Origin of the sequence: Companilactobacillus hulinensis, from assembly GCF_003946555.1 — a bacterium.
Classification (GTDB): Bacteria; Bacillota; Bacilli; order Lactobacillales; family Lactobacillaceae; genus Companilactobacillus; species Companilactobacillus hulinensis.
Genome location: NZ_RHOO01000034.1, coordinates 1 through 18,493 on the forward strand (window position 1 = coordinate 1; position 18,493 = coordinate 18,493).

The 18,493-nt window shown below is 36.0% G+C and carries 15 protein-coding genes, 1 tRNA gene, 1 riboswitch and 1 other annotated feature; of the genes, 5 read left to right on the forward strand and 11 right to left on the reverse strand.

Going from position 1 to position 18,493, the window contains the following annotated elements; all coding sequences use genetic code 11:
* Positions 1-59: 59 nt before the first annotated feature.
* Both EKM66_RS11900 and EKM66_RS11905 read right to left on the reverse strand, forming a co-directional pair.
* On the reverse strand, positions 60-1,145 hold the full coding sequence (locus EKM66_RS11900; RefSeq protein ID WP_164505142.1) for an SseB family protein: 1,086 nt from the start codon (positions 1,143-1,145) through the stop codon (positions 60-62).
* A 329-nt stretch (positions 1,146-1,474) separates the two neighbouring features.
* Positions 1,475-1,558, reverse strand: a tRNA-Leu gene (locus tag EKM66_RS11905).
* Positions 1,559-1,628: 70 nt separating this feature from the next.
* Here EKM66_RS11905 and EKM66_RS11910 point away from each other — a divergent pair.
* Both EKM66_RS11910 and EKM66_RS11915 read left to right on the forward strand, forming a co-directional pair.
* Positions 1,629-2,480, forward strand: coding sequence for an NAD(P)H-hydrate dehydratase (locus EKM66_RS11910; RefSeq protein ID WP_125764865.1), 852 nt, complete (start codon positions 1,629-1,631; stop codon positions 2,478-2,480).
* Between the two features lie 11 nt (positions 2,481-2,491).
* Positions 2,492-3,343, forward strand: a complete 852-nt coding sequence (locus tag EKM66_RS11915) for an alpha/beta hydrolase (RefSeq protein WP_125764867.1) — start codon at positions 2,492-2,494, stop codon at positions 3,341-3,343.
* A gap of 40 nt (positions 3,344-3,383) precedes the next feature.
* On the opposite strand, the gene EKM66_RS11920 is transcribed toward EKM66_RS11915, so the two are convergent.
* The 6 genes from EKM66_RS11920 to EKM66_RS11945 form a co-directional block, all read right to left on the reverse strand.
* Positions 3,384-4,853, reverse strand: a complete 1,470-nt coding sequence (locus EKM66_RS11920) for an FAD-dependent oxidoreductase (protein WP_125764869.1) — start codon at positions 4,851-4,853, stop codon at positions 3,384-3,386.
* 20 nt (positions 4,854-4,873) lie between these two features.
* Positions 4,874-5,809, reverse strand: a complete 936-nt coding sequence (locus EKM66_RS11925; RefSeq protein WP_125764871.1) for an NAD(P)H-binding protein — start codon at positions 5,807-5,809, stop codon at positions 4,874-4,876.
* Between the two features lie 93 nt (positions 5,810-5,902).
* The gene (locus EKM66_RS11930) at positions 5,903-6,778 is read right to left on the reverse strand and encodes a LysR family transcriptional regulator (protein ID WP_125764873.1); all 876 of its coding nucleotides are present in this window, start codon (positions 6,776-6,778) and stop codon (positions 5,903-5,905) included.
* Between the two features lie 74 nt (positions 6,779-6,852).
* A complete protein-coding gene (locus EKM66_RS11935) occupies positions 6,853-8,448 on the reverse strand; it encodes a putative polysaccharide biosynthesis protein (protein ID WP_125764891.1) in 1,596 nt (531 codons plus the stop codon).
* 453 nt (positions 8,449-8,901) lie between these two features.
* Positions 8,902-11,322, reverse strand: a complete 2,421-nt coding sequence (leuS, locus tag EKM66_RS11940) for a leucine--tRNA ligase (protein WP_125764875.1) — start codon at positions 11,320-11,322, stop codon at positions 8,902-8,904.
* 63 nt (positions 11,323-11,385) lie between these two features.
* Positions 11,386-11,591 (reverse strand) — a binding site (T-box leader).
* A 2-nt stretch (positions 11,592-11,593) separates the two neighbouring features.
* A complete protein-coding gene (locus tag EKM66_RS11945) occupies positions 11,594-12,910 on the reverse strand; it encodes a glucosaminidase domain-containing protein (protein ID WP_125764877.1) in 1,317 nt (438 codons plus the stop codon).
* A gap of 364 nt (positions 12,911-13,274) precedes the next feature.
* Here EKM66_RS11945 and EKM66_RS12880 point away from each other — a divergent pair, with 364 nt between their 5' ends.
* A complete protein-coding gene (locus EKM66_RS12880; protein ID WP_164505143.1) occupies positions 13,275-13,640 on the forward strand; it encodes a phosphatase PAP2 family protein in 366 nt (121 codons plus the stop codon).
* Here the strand turns inward: EKM66_RS12880 and EKM66_RS11955 are convergent.
* Positions 13,584-15,062 carry an MDR family MFS transporter gene (locus EKM66_RS11955; protein WP_125764881.1) on the reverse strand — a complete coding sequence of 493 codons (1,479 nt, stop codon included), beginning with the start codon at positions 15,060-15,062 and terminating at the stop codon, positions 13,584-13,586. The genes EKM66_RS12880 and EKM66_RS11955 overlap by 57 nt on opposite strands.
* A gap of 105 nt (positions 15,063-15,167) precedes the next feature.
* Complete coding sequence (gene metK, locus EKM66_RS11960) at positions 15,168-16,364, reverse strand: methionine adenosyltransferase (RefSeq protein WP_125764883.1); 1,197 nt, start codon at positions 16,362-16,364, stop codon at positions 15,168-15,170.
* A riboswitch (SMK box riboswitch) is annotated at positions 16,362-16,447 on the reverse strand. (Overlaps the previous gene by 3 nt.)
* A 100-nt stretch (positions 16,448-16,547) precedes the next feature.
* Here metK and EKM66_RS11965 point away from each other — a divergent pair.
* Together EKM66_RS11965 and EKM66_RS11970 are read left to right on the forward strand one after the other, a co-directional pair.
* Complete coding sequence (locus EKM66_RS11965) at positions 16,548-17,222, forward strand: hypothetical protein (RefSeq protein WP_125764885.1); 675 nt, start codon at positions 16,548-16,550, stop codon at positions 17,220-17,222.
* Between the two features lie 19 nt (positions 17,223-17,241).
* Complete coding sequence (locus EKM66_RS11970) at positions 17,242-18,057, forward strand: N-formylglutamate amidohydrolase (RefSeq protein WP_125764887.1); 816 nt, start codon at positions 17,242-17,244, stop codon at positions 18,055-18,057.
* Positions 18,058-18,070: 13 nt separating this feature from the next.
* Here the strand turns inward: EKM66_RS11970 and EKM66_RS11975 are convergent, their stop codons facing one another.
* Positions 18,071-18,337, reverse strand: a complete 267-nt coding sequence (locus EKM66_RS11975) for a transposase (protein ID WP_125764889.1) — start codon at positions 18,335-18,337, stop codon at positions 18,071-18,073.
* Positions 18,338-18,493: the final 156 nt, after the last annotated feature.

The following is an 18,493-nucleotide window of genomic DNA, read 5'->3' on the forward strand; positions in this document are numbered from 1 at the left end:
GTTTTAGGCTGGAATACTGCCATTGATTCATTTCGTGGATATTTAACAAAGTGTTCGGATTAAACTTGCAATCTCTCATTTTTAATAACTTCTTTATTGATCAGTTTGGTGTTTTCCCATGGATTCAAAATTACTCCACTGATCTCTTTGGCATCCATAGCATGTTCCAAAATATCTTTAGCATTTAAAGAGACGGTTTGATGTCGATCAATAAGCTCTTTATTGCTGAATACTACCATCCACTTGCTAGAATCATCCATCTCAATTACCTTGGAATACCTAAGTGGATGCTCATCGTCATGAATATCATCAATTTCAGTTTCTAATGATAACTCCTTGTCAGTTCTGACTAGTTCTTTTAACTCTCGTACCACTGAATCATTCTCATCAATAATTTTCGCTGTTAATTCTGCTCTACCCAAAATTTTTTTGGTTTCGGCTAACGGATATGGTACCTTTGACTCTTCATAATATTCTATGTCTGTAATAGTAACTCTTCTTTTGTAACCTTCACCAACTGTAACAATCACTTTGTCACCGACTTTTAGAGTTTCATCATTCGTTCGGTAATAGTATTCTTTACCATCTGGTTGAAAGGTAACTTTACAATAGATATATTTCCGTTCACTCGTAAATAACTCTGTATCAAAAATTTTATATATAGAATTCTTATCTTCAAAAAACTTATTTAATACATTAATTAGCATTTTCCATTCTTTTGGAAAAGGATTCTTATTGCTGAATTCAACATATTCTTTTCTGCCATCGTTCTTTTGTACAAATAACAACATGAATTCATCTTGATTGTCATATTCAGTTGACACCTTCATTTCAGAAATATACTTCTGACATTCATCTAGTAAATTACCAATGTCAGAGTTCATCTGGAATTCATGTATGGCAGTGTATTCACCAAGAAATTCCTTATATCTAATTGTTCGAGTACTTCTATTTATAGACAAGCTTTCATCATACGTATAATCCACTCTATTCGATTCAGATTCCGTCAAATCAAATCCTTGAACGTGAAATTTGATCTCCATGTAAGCTAATTGATTATTACTATCGATCACGCTACTTTTATTTTGTAGTTTTTCTTGATTATATTTCTTTAGAGCATCGTAATAATTGATCTTTAACTTCAAAAAATAATCTTCCGATTTAAAACAATTAATAATTGAATTCTTAAATTGCTCAGATTGAATAAATTTATATGTCTCTGGAAATGTACCTCGTACCATTTCATTATCTGAATGTAGAAAATCAAAGCTATCGGTAATAAATTTACCATCCTCAATTTTTCTGTCTAACGCATCTTCAATTAATTTAAAAAAATAATCTAATCCATTGATAACTCTCACCTCCCAAAACATTTCAATTACAATATACAATAATATTTATAAATTTGTTAAATATTAAGAAGAAAATAAAAAAGCAGGAACGTTGATATATCAACATTCCTACTAACCAAATATGCCGCTGGCAAGATTCGAACTTGTACATGGATAACCATACAGCGACCTGAACACTGCGCGTCTGCCAATTCCGCCACAGCGGCATTATAATTTGTTAATCCCATTTGTTATGGCTTACAATATTAAATGATACTACAAATGGAGGTTCTTGCAATGGAAAAAATCAATAAATCTATATTATCGACCGTAATAAGAACACGAAATCCTGAATCATACAAAGGTAATTATGGACGTATTTTGATCATTGCTGGATCAATGCCCTTCGGTGGTGCAGCAATATTATCGGCATCATCTGCTGTACATACCGGCGCTGGACTCGTAACTGTTGCGACCATCCCTGAAAAATTTACAGCTCTGAATACTGCTGTACCCGAAGCCATGACTATTGACTACAATAATACCGAAAAACTGACTGATGCAATAGTCAAAAATAATGTCATTGTGGTTGGACCTGGACTTGGAACATCGAATAAGACCGTCGAAATAATCCAACTAATCAAGGACTCAATTGGTGAAAATACTACATTAATCATGGATGCTTCCGCATTAACAGTTGCCGCAGAACAACACATTGAACTCAAAGCAATTCCAAACTTGATTCTAACTCCCCATCAAGGAGAATGGCAACGACTGTCAGGTCTGTCAATTCCTGACCAGACAACAGATAACAATCTAAAAGCAATCAAACAATTAGCACCTAGCTCACTATTAATTGTTAAAAAACACCTATCAGAGATCTATTATCAAGATCAAGTTTCACAAATTCAAGCTGGTAATCCAGGTATGGCAACCGGTGGCATGGGCGATACCTTAACAGGAATATTAGCAGGATTTGTTGGACAATTCGGTAATTCACTAAAAACTGTCCAAGCTGGATTATTCCTACACAGCTATATTGCTGATAAAATATACAAAAATAATTATGTCGTTTTACCTTCAACTTTAATTAGTAATATACCGAAATATATGCAAAAATTTAACCAGGTTAATAATAAAAAGAATTGAGGGATTCAATTATGGAGAAGGAAATCAACGTTCCTATTACTAGAGACGGACTATGGCTAGACTCAGATATTACATATGCTCAGGTACCTGGATGGCTGGGAAACTCAACTCGAGATATGAAACTGTCTATAATACGACACTTTCAGACTAATGATGAGACAACATATCCTGTTATCTTTTGGTTCGGAGGTGGCGGTTGGATGGACGTTGATCACAACATCCACTTGCCTAACTTAGTTGACTTTGCCAGAGCCGGTTACGTGATTGTCAGCGTATCATATCGTGATAGCAATAAAGTCAATTTCCCAGGCCAGTTAGAAGATGCCAAGGCTGCCATTCGTTACATTAGAAAAAATGCTAAAAAGTTCCAAATCAACCCTAACAAAGTAATCACTATGGGTGAATCAGCCGGTGGACACATGGCCAGCATGCTGGGAGTAACAAATAGCCAATCAAAATTTGATGTTGGAGATAATTTAGAATTCTCAAGTGACGTTAACATCGCTATTCCTTGGTACGGAGTTGTTGATCCATTATCTGCTAAACAAGGCAGTGTAAGTAATGATTTTGATTTTGTCTATCGTAACCTATTAGGTGCTGAGCCAGAAGTTGCTCCTAAATTAGATGCTCAAGCTAACCCACTAACTTATATAAATGACAAAACTGTACCATTCTTGATTCTTCATGGAGACAAAGATGAAGTCGTCCCAATTGAAGATGGTAAGAAATTGTATAACACTCTAATCGATAACAATATCAAAGCAGACTTTTACCAATTAACTGGTGCTGGACATATGGATCTTAAATACTGGCAACCAGAAATTGTTGAAATTATTCTTAACTTTTTAAAAGAAAATCTTTAGATGTAAAAAGCTGACCCGCAAAGGTCAGCTTTTATTTTATTCAAATATTTTCAGCTGCATCTTCACCAGCAATTCGTCCAGAATTCCAAGCAAATGCACAACTAATTCCCTCAAGTGTTGGATACGATGTATCATACATCCCACTGGCATTATTACCAGTAGCATATACATTCTCGATTACTTGTCCTTCATTATTAATAACATGAAGCTTATCATCTACAGCAACACCACCGATGGTACCTAACGTAGTCGATTGAGCCTTTATTGCATAGAATGGTCCCTGTTCAACTGAAAACTTCAAGAATTTAGAAGGTTTCCCAAACTCAGAATCCTTTTCAGCGGAGATGACCTTATTATATCCATCTAAATTTTCTTTTACTTTTTTCGCATCAAAACCCAAATCTTCTGATAGGTTTTCAATAGTATTAGCTACTTTTGCAGCACCCTGAGCGACTGCTTCGGCCAAATCAGATTCAATCTCAGGAAATGGTCCAACTACATGAGTAACAGGAGTATGTGCCAGAGTTGTAAAGGTTCTTTCAAAAGAGTTAGTCCAATTTAATTGATTGGTCTTTAAATATTCTACTGTCTTTTGATCCAAGACAAAGTAGTAATAGCCACCATTGGTGTATGTACTGTTACCCCATAGAGCAAAGTCATAACAAATATCTTCATTAACAAAACGTTCTCCACGACGATTTAGCCATAGAAACGGCAAGTTGGTTAATGTAAAAATTGTATCATTATGCCATTTAGGATCTGTTTTAGATACCACAGAAGCAGCATGATTTTCAAACGTACCGATTCCACTAGTATCTGCACCCAAACTTGCTAGAATCTTGATTCCATCTCCAGTAGCTTTGCGTTCACCCATACTAAACAGATCATCACTATCAATTTGTATGTATTTATCAACCATCTTAGGGTTTCCGACGAACCCACCATCAGAAAAAATAACTTTTTGACAATCAATTGACTTCTCAACGCCATCTTGATCGATCGTCACTTTCAATACTTTTTTGTCATCACGAACTAGTTTCTTGATTGTTGTTTTTGTAAATAATTGACCACCATTGGACGTAAAGTTATCCATCAAGTTTTGGAAGCCATTAAATTTATCAATGTATTGATGATAAACACGGGGATGTTCTTGATGAACTTCTTGAGTATTATTCACCAATTCTGTTTTCAATCCGTTGTTTGCTAACCAAGAAATCGTATCAGCTGATTTATCAACAATTGCACGGGTCAATCTGGTATTTGAACGATAATGAGTATAATTCATCATTTCCTTATAGGCATCATCAGGAGAATAATTATTATTAGCTTTCTTTTGTAATTCACTACCTGCGGCAAATAATCCTTGAGCTCCAAACATTCCAGCTCCTCCGAATTTATCTCCCTTTTCAAGCAAAATAACTTTAGCATTTTTTTCAGTGGCCGCCAGTGCAGCACCGATACCAGATGCACCTGCTCCAACAACTACAATATCTGCATTAAAATCACTCATATTTTCACCATCCTACACTTTTAGGCATCTACTGAATGTCTTGCACCAATTTGATATTCATCTGAATGTTCGAACATCATCTTAACAGAACGTGGTTTGACCCCAGTCAGCTTCACGAAATCATCTGAGAAAGTATCCATTTTACCTTTACGGATTGCTTCACCAAAAGTTACCATGCCGTCAGAAGAGAAAGGTGCTGAGCTTCCCTTTTTGAATTGTCCATCAGTAGTTCTAGGAACACCCATTTTATCGAACACAGCATAATCTTCTTCATCGCTGACTGCTTTATAAGTTAGATTATTACCAGTTACCTCATTACCTATGGCCACAAAATCTGAAATAGTAATTAATTCTGGTCCATTGATATTCAAAATTGAATGTTCCAAATTTGATGCCATAGCATATGCCGCAGCAATGGCACAATCTCTACGTGATATATATGCCATCTTTCCATCTGCTTGATTGTTAGCCAAAACTCCACTTTCTAACATTGCAAAATAATTAGAAATCATGGCTTCAGCATATTGTGAATTACGTAGGAATATATAATCCAAATCTTTATTCTCCACATATGACTCTGTCCAGGCATGATCAATTTTCTCAATACTTGGGTTCATAGGATCACTAGCATTGACTAGCGAAGTATAAACAATTTGTTTAACACCAGCGGCAACACAAGCATCAATAACGTTCTTATGTGCTTGACGACGTTTAGGACCAACAAATGGCATCGATATCAATAATACTTTTGTAGCACCGGCGAATGCCTTAGATAATCCTTCAGGATCATTGAAATCAGTTATTCTAGTTTCAATTCCTTGTTTAGCATACTTCGACACACCCTTTTGTGTAGGTGCAGTAAAAATTAATTGAGATTTGTCCAAGATTTTTAAAGCAGTTTCGGCCGCAATTCCACCAAAATTACCATCTACTCCAGTAAAAACATATTTATCCATATTCAGTACCACCTTTGAATTGATAAATCCATTGTATGTGAATATTTTAACAACTTCCAATATCAATTTTTGGTACCTTATAAGTGAATGCTTCTATCTATCAAACTGATCAATTATTTTACGTAAGTTTTCATTTCCATCTCTCGTACGCCAAGCCAAACAAATCTTATACTTGTGCTGACTATTTAATATTTTCACACGATGTAAACTACTATATTCATGTTTTAGTGACTTATAGTCTGGAATAAACGTGATTCCTTTGTTCAATTGTACTAATAACAACGCCGTGTCAATGTCAGCAACCGTTGCTGTAATATTCAAAGGAACATTATCTGCCTGTGAGTGGTCTTTCATTTTCAAATATGAATTCGTATTGGGCCGATTTTCAACGTAAATAACTCGTTCATTTATAAGTTGCGCAGGTTCGATCGTATCAACTTGATACCAGGGATGATCTTTACCAACTACTACATCGTAATTACCATTAGCAAGAACTATAGTAGATAATTGGTTAGTTGCTGTAATTTCAGAGTCAAACGTAACCGCCAAATCAACTGTTTTATTCAACAGCTTATCCTGAATATCATTCAAATCACTCTTCACTAAAAATAATTCAAGACCATCAATAGCCTTTATCTTCGGCAAAACCAATTCTTCGACAGGTTCAACTGCACCATTAGGATATGCAACCGTAACTACCTTGTCCGTCTGCTTCATTTGAGCAATTTCGCCTTTTAGAACATCGTATTGCTCCAAAATTATTTTTGAACGTTGATAAACCGTTTTCCCAATTCTTGTTAATTCGATGGGAAGTTTCGTACGATCAATTAATGATACTTGCAATTCATCCTCTAGTTTAGCAATCTGTTGGCTGATTGCAGTTTGTGAAATATAGTTTTCATCCGCCGCTTTTGAAAAGCTCTGTAATCTGGCAACATCACAAAAATAACGTAATCGAGTAAAGTTCATTGAGTGCCTCCTATTCTGAAATATAACAGTTCTCTCTTATACAAAAAGCTGACCCGAAAAGGTCAGCTTTTATTTTATTTAATCTTAACTAAACGTCTAATACGTTCAACTTTACTACCAAGAATCTTATCAGCTAGTTGTGTCTTCAATACTAAGTACCCATAAATTGCTCCACCAACACCGGCTTCTACAACGAGAATAATCATACTTAGAACACGATCAGAATTTCCAACAAAGTGGAATACCAACCAGTTAATGAAGATTACTACTGCAAACATAATCAACGAGAACAGGATAATTCCACTTATTCGGCGTGACAAACGATTAGTGTCGAATGGGTAAATATCATGCAGCTTCTTGATCATTAACCAACAAATAACACCCATACCAATGCTTGTGGCAACTAATGGTCCAAACTCATGGAACAATCCAATCATTGGAACTTGCACTACTACTTTGACGATAAATCCATAAACAAAGTATCTAATAGCAAGGCGATTACGATACAAAGCCTGTAATACAGCCGCTAAAACTGTAAACAATCCTAATAATATAGAAATTACCGAACTGAATTGCAACATTAGAATACCTAATTGATCATAACGATAGAATGTCGTCCACAATGGTTGTGACACAGCATACATCCCTAATGATGCTGGAATCATAACGAAGAAGAACAATTCAATCGTATTAGAAATTTGATCTTCAATTTCTTTCTTATTACCCTTTGAATACAATCCTGAAAGAATTGGAATTGCAGTAACAGCCATAGCAGCGGATAACGAAACGATAATCATAATTAATTTATTGGCTTGGAAACCAAACAATGAATAATAATTATCAAGTTGATCACCAGTAGCTTTAACAAACATTCTCATAAATTGATTAAATGTAGACTGATCAAACAGATTGAAGAATGTAATACCAGCATCCAAGATAATGAATGGAACAGCTTGTTCAAAAATCTCACGTGTAAAGTTCTTGTTCAATTCCTCTGGAGCTTTACCATTACGAGATAACGCCCGCAATTTTGGTAATTTTTTCAAGAACGAAAACGCCAGAATACCTATCGCAAACGCTGCACCAATAAAGGCAGCAAATGTAGATTGAACAACCGCACTAATGTAACTTCCGTTATTCAACTTCATGATTACATAAGTTGCAGCAAGCATATAAATAACACGAGCAATTTGTTCAATAAATTGAGAAATAGCCGAAGGTGCCATGTCGGAGTACCCCTGCATGTAACCTCTCATAATACTTAAAATTGGAATTATCAAAACAGCAATCGCTAATGACTTGATGACTGGAATACTTCTGGGATCACCGTCCGCAAATAACGTTGCCATAAGTGGAGCACCAAAGTACATCAAAGCACCAAAGGCAATTCCCATTAAACCCATTATTTTCAGACCATGTTTAAATAATTTATTACCAGTTGAATACTCATCCAAAGCATTATAATGAGAAATTTGTTTAGAAATTGCTCCCGGAATACCTGCCGTAGAAATAATGATAAATAAACTATAAATATTATAACCTTTTGCATACAACGCATTAGCTTGCGGATAAGATGAACCCATCCAAGCCATCCAAGGAATAATATATATTGCACCTAAAATACGTGAAAAAATACTACCAGCCGTCATCCATGCTGAACCTTTCAACATTGTATCTTGCGTTGAAAGCTCAGGATCTAGTACTGGTGTAATCTCTTCATCGTCACGGTTTTTACTCAAGTCCTGCACCACCTTAAAAACTATCTTCTCAATTATAGCAAAATTGCGAACTCAGAAACCTTAAATTACTCTTAATTTCCAACAATTGCAATTAAATCTTAAAAAAGTAGGCTGTGATTTAATAATCACAGCCTACTTGATTGAGTTTTGAAACGAGTTGCAAAAGACAACACCCTGCGCTTACTACGAATAACAAACGCACCAACTTCGTTGGTACCTTCGTTATCCTAGGTAATGCTCAGGTGTTACCGTCTTTTGACACGCTCTACTGAAACGAGCTGCAAAAACCAGATTCCTGTGCTTGCTACGAATAACAAATGCAACGCTTCGCGTTACCTTCGTTATCCTAGGTAATGCTCAGGTGTTACCGGTTTTCTCCACTCTCTATTTAACAACAATATTTACAATCTTATTAGGGATAACAATTACTTTGACAATATTCTTGCCTTCAGTAAACTTCTGGATCTTCTCATCTTCACGAGCAAGTTTTTCAATTTCATCTTTACCCATTCCAACAGGAACTTCCATCTTATCTCTTAACTTACCATTAACTTGAACAATCAATTCAACAGTAGCTGAGACCATCTTGCTTTCATCATAAGTTGGCCATGCTGCATAACTGATTGAACCATCATGTCCGTACTTGCTCCATAGTTCTTCCATCATATGTGGTGCAATTGGTGCGAGCAACTTAACGAATCCTTCAGCATATTCTTTAGGCATTGTATCAACTTTGTGTGCTTCGTTAACGAAGACCATCATTTGTGAGATAGCTGTATTGAAACGCAATGCATCATAATCTTCAGTAACTTTCTTAACTGTTTCGTTATATACCTTGTCCAGCTTACCATCATTAGTATCAACTACATAGCCATCACGAAGTGTACTGTAATCATCATCATTGATAAATAATCTCCATACACGATCAAGGAACTTGTGAGCACCAGATAGTCCATTTTCTGACCAAGGAATAGATGCATCCAATGGGCCCATGAACATTTCGTATACTCTCAAAGTATCAGCACCATATGATTCAACAACGTCATCTGGGTTAACAACATTACCCTTAGACTTAGACATCTTTTCATGGTTATCACCAAGAATCATACCTTGGTTAAATAGCTTTTGGAATGGTTCCTTAGTTGGAACAACACCCAAGTCGTACAATACTTTGTGCCAGAATCTAGCATATAGTAAGTGAAGTACGGCGTGTTCTGCACCACCGATGTACAAGTCAACTGGCAACCATTGCTTTAATAAATCGTAGTCAGCAAGCTTCTCATCATTATGCGGATCAATATATCTCAAGTAATACCATGAGCTACCTGCCCATTGTGGCATTGTGTTAGTTTCACGACGGCCTTTACGACCGTTCTTATCAACAACATTTACCCAGTCAGTCAAGTTAGCAAGTGGTGATTCACCAGTACCTGATGGCTTGATGTCAGCTTCTGCAGGCAACTTCAATGGTAATTCATCTTCAGGAACTAGAGTTGTTTCGCCATCCTCCCAATGAATAACAGGAATTGGTTCACCCCAGTATCTTTGACGTGAGAATAACCAGTCACGTAACTTGTAGTTAACGAATTTCTTACCATATCCTTTGTCTTCAAGGAATTCAATCATCTTGTTGATGGCATCTTCTTGATGCAAACCATCCAAGAATTCAGAATTGATATGAGCACCATCACCACCAAAAGCTTCTTTAGAAATATCTCCACCTTCAACAACTTGCTTAATTGGCAAATTGAATTTGTGAGCAAAGGCATAGTCACGTTCATCATGTGCAGGAACAGCCATAACAGCACCTGTACCATATGTAGCAAGAACATAGTCAGAGATCCAAATTTGAACTTTTTCACCATTAACTGGATTAATAGCATAAGCACCTGTAAATGTACCAGTCTTATCATGGTTCAAATCAGTTCTATCTAGGTCAGACTTGCGAGCAGCCTCAGCTTTATATGCTTCAACAGAATCACGTTGTTCGTCAGTCGTAATAATATCTACAAGATCGTTTTCAGGAGCCAAAACAACGTATGAAACACCAAAGACAGTATCTGCACGAGTTGTGAAAACAGTGATTTTCTTGTCATCATAGCCATCAATTGGGAAGTCAATATGAGCACCAATTGAACGGCCGATCCAGTTGCGTTGCATTTCTTTAATGTTTTCTGGCCAATCGATCAAATCAAGGTCATCCAACAATCTGTCAGCATAAGCAGTAATCTTCAACATCCATTGACGCATAGGTTTTCTAACAACTGGAAAGCCTCCACGTTCTGTCTTGCCATCGATAACTTCCTCGTTAGCAACAACTGTACCAAGATCAGGACTCCAGTTAACTGGAACTTCAGCTTCATAAGCTAGACCCTTTTTGTACATTTGTTCAAAGATCCATTGTGTCCACTTGTAATATTTTGGATCAGTAGTTTGAACTTCACGATCCCAATCGTATGAGAAACCAAGTGAATTGATCTGACGTTTGAAATTATTAATATTCTTTTCTGTGAAATCAGCTGGATTGTGACCAGTATCCATAGCATATTGTTCAGCAGGTAGTCCAAAGGCATCAAAGCCCATTGGATGCAAGACGTTATAGCCTTGAGCACGTTTCATACGAGCAAGGATATCAGTTGCTGTATAACCCTCTGGATGTCCAACATGCAGACCTTGTCCAGATGGATAAGGGAACATGTCTAATGCGTAGTAGTTCTTCTTATTCTTATCTGTAGTAGTCTTGAAAGTTTTGTTTTCCTTCCAATACTTTTGCCATTTTTTCTCAACTGTATTGTGATTGTACATTGTACACCCTCCAAAAAAATTTTCACGGTAATAAAAAAGTCCTATAACATCTAATTAAAGATATCATAGGACGAATTATCGCGTTACCACCTAAGTTCCACTCCAAATAGAGTGACTCTCAAAATCCTTAACGCGGACGATTCGTAATCACCTACTAAAATTCAGCGATTAAACTTAAATGGACGAGTTCGGTTCAAAAAGTTATACGTTCACATTGACCACGTACTTTCTGAAATTCTTTTTAAACTTACTATTTCCGTTGTTTTATATACTATACCATTAACTTCTGTCCGACAACTAATAAATCTGAATTTAAATTATTGTCTTGTTTAAGTTGATCAGCAGTTGTATTAGCTTGTGCTGCAATTGAGTCAATAGTGTCACCGTCTTGAACAGTTACAGTCTTGTCAGTTGCATCGCTATTTGAACTTTGATTTGAGCTTGCATTATTATCTGTGTTGTCAGAGTTACCATTACTTCCAGATGTTAATGTATTTTTAACGGCTACAGCAACGTTAGACGAACTATTTGATGCATCATACTTCTTAACACCATTTGTTTCATCCTGAACAATAACTGGAGCTTGTTTATTACCGTACACATCTGAAACATCAGCATTTGATGTTGAACTAGTTGTGCCAGTGATATTAGACATATTAGTAACCTTTACAGGTTGTTCAGCATCTTGATCATCATTACCGATAACCTTCAAAACTGTCAAAGTCTTACCTGGATATACATAGCTGCTAGTCTTAAGGTTATTCAAACTCATCAATGTATCAACAGTCATATTGAACTTGTCAGCAACTGATTGTAATGTATCACCTTGAGCAAATACATAAGTTTGATCTTGAGTACCATCATTAGTATCAAATTTAGTTAAGTCGTACTTTTCAATAATGGCATTCAATTTGTCAGCATATGTTGTATCTGTGGCATAACGACCTGTCAAATAAGCAGTAGCATCTTTATAAGAAGTAGTATTACTCTTCCAAGCACCTGCATAGATCTCAGGATTGCCAGATACTCCACCACGGATCAATGAAACATAATCTTCGAGTGATTCCTTATAAGATGGATACTTTCTAAAATTAGAATTAATAGAATACAAACTACCAGTACCGTCATCTTCTTGAGTACCCATGTTAACTGATTCTCCATTGTAAGAACCCTTAACACCAAACAAATTGTAATTAGGTGCACTAGCTAATCCACTAGTACCCCAGCCACTTTCAACCATTGCTTGAGCAATCATAACTGAAGCATAAATATCATTGTTATCAGCTAATTTACGTGCCGAATTACCAATATAGTTGATAAAGTTTGTATCACCGACACCACGTGGTGTAACAATATTTGCTGAACCTATACTGTCAATTGTATTATTAGCAGTAATGGATGAAATTGCTTCGGCACGAACTGGCACAGTAGTTGAGACGTTAGCTAATGTAGCAAATGTCCCACCAACTACTAGGCTGCCACCTAAGAAAGTAACATTTCTACGTAAATTTGAATTCTTTGAACTTTTATTATTTAATCTAGTTAAGCGATTTTCTTCCTGAATGCGTTGACGACGTGTAATTGCCATATTAATTTACCACACATAAAAGCTTATACATTATTATATAATTTCTTTAACAAAATTTAAACAATTGAGTGTAAAAACAATGAAAATATCAAAAAACGTATCTTTTTTTAATATATTACTAATAATCTGTTTTATTATTTGGAGTTTTCTAGTTTCCACAAAATCAAACTTCATCAGCAATTTTGACAAAATAGTCATCAATCAAATATATCATCACAATACTTTTTCATTATGGATCTTTAGATTTTTTACTTCTTTTGGAAACACTAACACAATCATAATATTAACTATTATTTCTGTAATTATCCTATCTGTATTTAAATATTTTTATGCCGCAATTTTTGTTGCGACTAACCAAATTTTAGTGGCATGGATAAATCACACAATCAAAATAAATATTCAGAGACCACGTCCCGCACATCATCATTATGTGTATGCTGGTGGCTACAGTTTTCCTAGCGGTCATTCCGCAAGTTCATTTGCTCTCTACATTTCATTATTAATTGTTGCATTGTTTATTCTCAAAAAACTAAGTATCAAAACCATCGTCAGTATAATTACCATTTCCATCGTATTACTAGTTGGATACAGCCGTATCTTTCTCGGCGTTCATTACCCTAGTGATGTCGTTGGCGGTTATTTACTGGCATCGACCATTGTTACATTTACAACTCTATTGTTCAGAGCCAAGAATCTTATGATTTTTGAGCTCCAAGGTATTCAAAACTAACCCTATTACTAATAATACAAGAGATGCGACGTACATATTGTGCAATCCAGAAAAAAGAATTTGTCTCATTTTGGGTAAAAGCTCTGTTGGCAAGGAACTGGCGGTCTGTGGATCAATTAATTGATTCATCATATCGACAGTTATTTTTTTGTTTTCAGCTGCCCCTTTGATCAAAGCAGTGTTGAGAATGATCCCGTAAACTGAGACCATCATTGATTGACCGATAGTACGCAACAACGTGTTAAAACTAGTTGCAACTCCAACATTCTCAGGAGAAACAACCGTCTGAGTTGTAACTGTGGTGGTTGTGATAGTTAGACCAAACCCTAGTCCAGCAACTGCAGCTAGTCCACAGAAGTAGATAAATGGCGAAGATACATCGGCAAACAACAATGCTGCATTGGCTAATCCAAGGAATATCAAACTGATGTAAATAACACGATTAGGTGCCATTTTCTTAATAAGAGTACCTGCCCAGAATGATCCAAAGATCCAGACAACTGAACTCGGTGTAACGGCAAAACCACCCATGGATGGACTAAGGCCAAGAATACCCTGCATCCAAGTTGGGATATATGCTTCAAATCCAATCAAAAATCCACTGACTAATAAGGCAATAATATTTTGAATAACAAACGTTTTGTTCTTAAATAATTGCAGAGGCAAAATTGGATCAGCTACACGTTTTTCAACCTTAATAAATAGAAAGATTGAAATAACTGATACGAGAACTAATCCGATAGGTATAAGAATGTTGCTAGAACTAAGGTTTTGTAATGCCAGCATTAATGGCAATAAAATCAACACTAACAATGCTGTTCCTGTGTAATCGATCTTGACCTTATCATGCTCTCGTCTCTCTTCTTTCAAGAAGATCCAAATCAATGACATAGTAATCAATCCAACTGGAAGATTGATCAAGAAAATCCAGTGCCAACTTAACTTTTCAACAATGAATCCACCTAATAACGGTGCTAAAATTGCAGCAATTCCCCACGCTGAACCATTGAATCCCAGAACTTTGGCACGCTTATCAAGTGGATAGATATCGGCGATAATTGTAAATGTCAACGGCTGAATCGCACCAGATCCGAGTCCCTGCACAACACGTGCCATAATTAGTGTCAACATTGAATTAGACATTGCACATAAAGTTGAACCAACAATGAATAGCCCTAATCCAAACATCAAAACTGGTTTGCGGCCAATAATATCTGATAATTTACCATAAATAGGTGTTGATACAGCGGTCATCAATAAGTAAATTGAAAAAACCCAATTCATCAACTTAACTCCGTGTAAACTTCCAATAATTGTTGGCATGGCGGTTGAAACGATTGTTCCTTCCACTGCGGTCATAAATGTAGCGATAAATATAGCTGTGGTAACTATGGCTACATTAGATTTATTTTTTTGTTCCATTAAATATAATTCCTCCCCAAAATCTTATAACTCTAAAAATTGCATAAAAAAACAGAGACTCCTTTCAAAGCAATTGCTTCAAAGGAACGCCTCTGTAATCACCTACTAATCCTTGAAGAAACTCTTGATGTCATCGACCTTATCAAGGTTTTCCCATGGAAGTTCAATATCTGTACGTCCAAAATGGCCATATGCAGCTGTTTGTTTATAAATTGGTCTTTGCAAATCAAGCATTTTGATAATACCTAATGGTCTTAAATCGAAGAACTTGTTAATGCACTCGACAATTTGTTCTTCTGAATAATCGCTTGTACCAAATGTATCAACATGAATTGAAACCGGTCTTGCAACACCAATGGCGTAAGCAATTTGAATTTCAACTTTCTCAGCAATTCCAGCGGCAACAAGATTCTTAGCAATATATCTTGCTGCATAACTAGCTGAACGGTCAACCTTAGTAGCATCCTTACCAGAGAAGGCACCACCACCATGGCGAGCAAAACCACCGTATGTATCAACGATAACTTTTCTACCAGTTAAACCGGAATCTCCTTCTGGTCCACCGATAACAAAGCGACCAGTTGGGTTAATCAAAAACTTAGTCTTATCATCGATCATGTTGCTTGGAACAACTTCATCAATAACGTATTTTTTAATGTCTCTTTGTACTTGCTCCAAAGTAGCTTCAGCTTTATGCTGTGTACTCAAAACGATTGTATCAACACGTACAGGCTTGTCGTTTTCATCATATTCAATTGTTACTTGTGACTTAGCATCAGGCATCAAATAATCAATTGTATTGTTCTTTCTAACTTCTGCGGTTTTACGCATAAGTTTGTGAGCTAAGGAAATTGGAAGTGGCATATATTCTTTGGTTTCATTTGTAGCAAAACCAAATACAAAACCTTGATCTCCCGCACCGATTTGATCCAATGGATCATAATCTTTGTCTTGTCCACGTTTTTCAAGAGCGTCATCAACACCTTGAGCAATATCAGGTGATTGTTCATCTAGTGCAACTAATACAGCACAGCTATTACCATCAAAACCAGGATTTGAACCATCATATCCGATTTCTTTGATAGTACTACGAACAACGTTTTGGATATCAACATAAGCTGATGTCGAGATTTCACCAACAACCAATACTAAACCAGTAGTAACAGTTGTTTCGCAGGCAACACGTGCATTTTTATCCTTTGCTAAAATAGCATCAAGAATCGCATCACTAATTTGATCCGCGACTTTATCTGGATGTCCTTCTGAAACTGATTCAGAAGTAAATAAGTAATTCTTTGACATATTCTTTTTTCCACCTTTCGGTTACAGGGCTTCTCCTTTTACGCAAATAAAAAAAGGATCCCATCAGGAACCTCTTAATAGATTAACACAGATTCAATTCAAAACAAATTTTTTCATGAAAATCTTGAATTGACGATGACCATTTTCTACATTAATATGGCTTTATAATAACAAGGAGTCGTTATGATCAATTTTAAGTATAAGAAACTAATTTCATCTCTCATAGAATTCATAAGTTATCACGTTTTCCCATTTATATTCATTTTCACACACAGCTTAACCAATTACACTATCAACTGGTTTCTCGCCATCATGATAGCAATGGTGGCCTTATACAAAGAATATATCCGCAGTCTCAAACCAAATATTTACTTCAATGGATTATACAGTGTCATCTACCTGATTTTAATTTTGTTATCATTCAGAAGTTTGAATACCAATGTCGTGATTTTGGTATTCATCCAATTGATGCTCCTATTCCTCACGAAGTTTATTACCGATAAGTACGAATTGGTCCAAACACTCATTGAAAGTTTTATCATCCCAAGTTTTATGTCTATCGCTATCGCCTATACATATATGCACTTCATATCATTTAACTTTGTAGTTCCATTGCTGCTAGTTAACATTGCGGCTATTTTGATCGATTACTTCGGCGGTGCTAAAACTGACTACGCTCAATTAGTAACACTAATCATCCTAACTTTGGTATTATTCTTATTAGGATATGTAAGTGCTTTAACTTCGATAACAATTGTTGCCTTCGTAGTCGTATCTATATTGCTCAAAAAATTCAAAAAGTTCTCTACTTCAAATCTATTCTATCGACTCATTGGCAACCTTCTACTTTTAATATAATCTAGAAATGAGGTCTTAGATGCAAAACTTTGATTGCTTCAACCCCGATTTAAATGACTTTCCAGTGATCTTCAGTCTGCCCCACAGTGGAACTTTAGTTCCAGATGACATTGCTGAAAACTTAAATAAAAATGTCCCCCTTTCAAATACTGACTGGTTTTTAAAGGAGCTTTACAGCTTCTTACCAGAAATGGGATTCACTGTTATTCAGAACAACATTAACCGATATGTCGCTGACCCAAATCGTCAAAACTTTGAAAGTAGTTTGGATAACAACTATCGCCACAACGTTGTTTATCAAGAGAACACTTTTGGACATTCGTTGTATGTAAAACCATTAAGTAAAGAAACAATCGAACAAAGAATCAATGACTTTTATTTGCCATATCATGCCGCTATAGAATCATTGATCAGAAAAAAGTTTGAGACTTTTGAAGATATTTACTTGATCGATTTACACAGCTTTTTCTACTATCCACGCTTTGAAAAAATGTCGCCAGCGGACTTTGTCATCGGCAATGACTATGATAATACGAGCTCCAAGGCTGAGCGATTATGGTTAACAAACAAGCTATTCGAACACAACTATACCGTTTCAGATAATTTTCCCTTCACTGGTGGTAAGATCACCAAGCATTACGGTAAGAATCCTCATATTAACAGTATGCAAATTGAGATTCGCTATAACAAATATATTGAAGATCGAGATTTTATTGAAGAAGAACTGACCGGCTTCAATGAAGATTTATTTAACGACGCACAAGAAAATTTAAAGTTGCTTGTCAAAGACTTCCAAGATAAAATAGCGATACAAAAAAACACGCCTACTAATTAGACGTGTTTTTATTTTATAGATGTTTCAAAAAATGTTGTTCCTCAAGTGTCATTTCTTTATCTTTGCCTTGTTTGAGATATGCACGCATAGTTTTCTCACGTTCAATCTTTAGTTTCGTCTGTAAACGACGGTTCTTAAAGAATCCGTATGCAACAATTGAAACTGGGATAATTTCTAATAATACAGTTGCCGGTATCAGCCATGGTTTATCACTGATCAAATTAATGGCTCTTTCTTTATCTGCCTCAGTTATTTGTGTCCCGCAATGGTGTTTCAACATAAGAATCACACTCCTAATACTTAAAATTTGAATTACCACAATCATAACCCACTCTGTAAGCCCTGTCATTTATTTATACACAAAAAACGATCTGAGGGTCCGCTCTGCTCCCCCTCGTAACCATTTAGTGAAATAAAGCATTTATGCGGTTATACT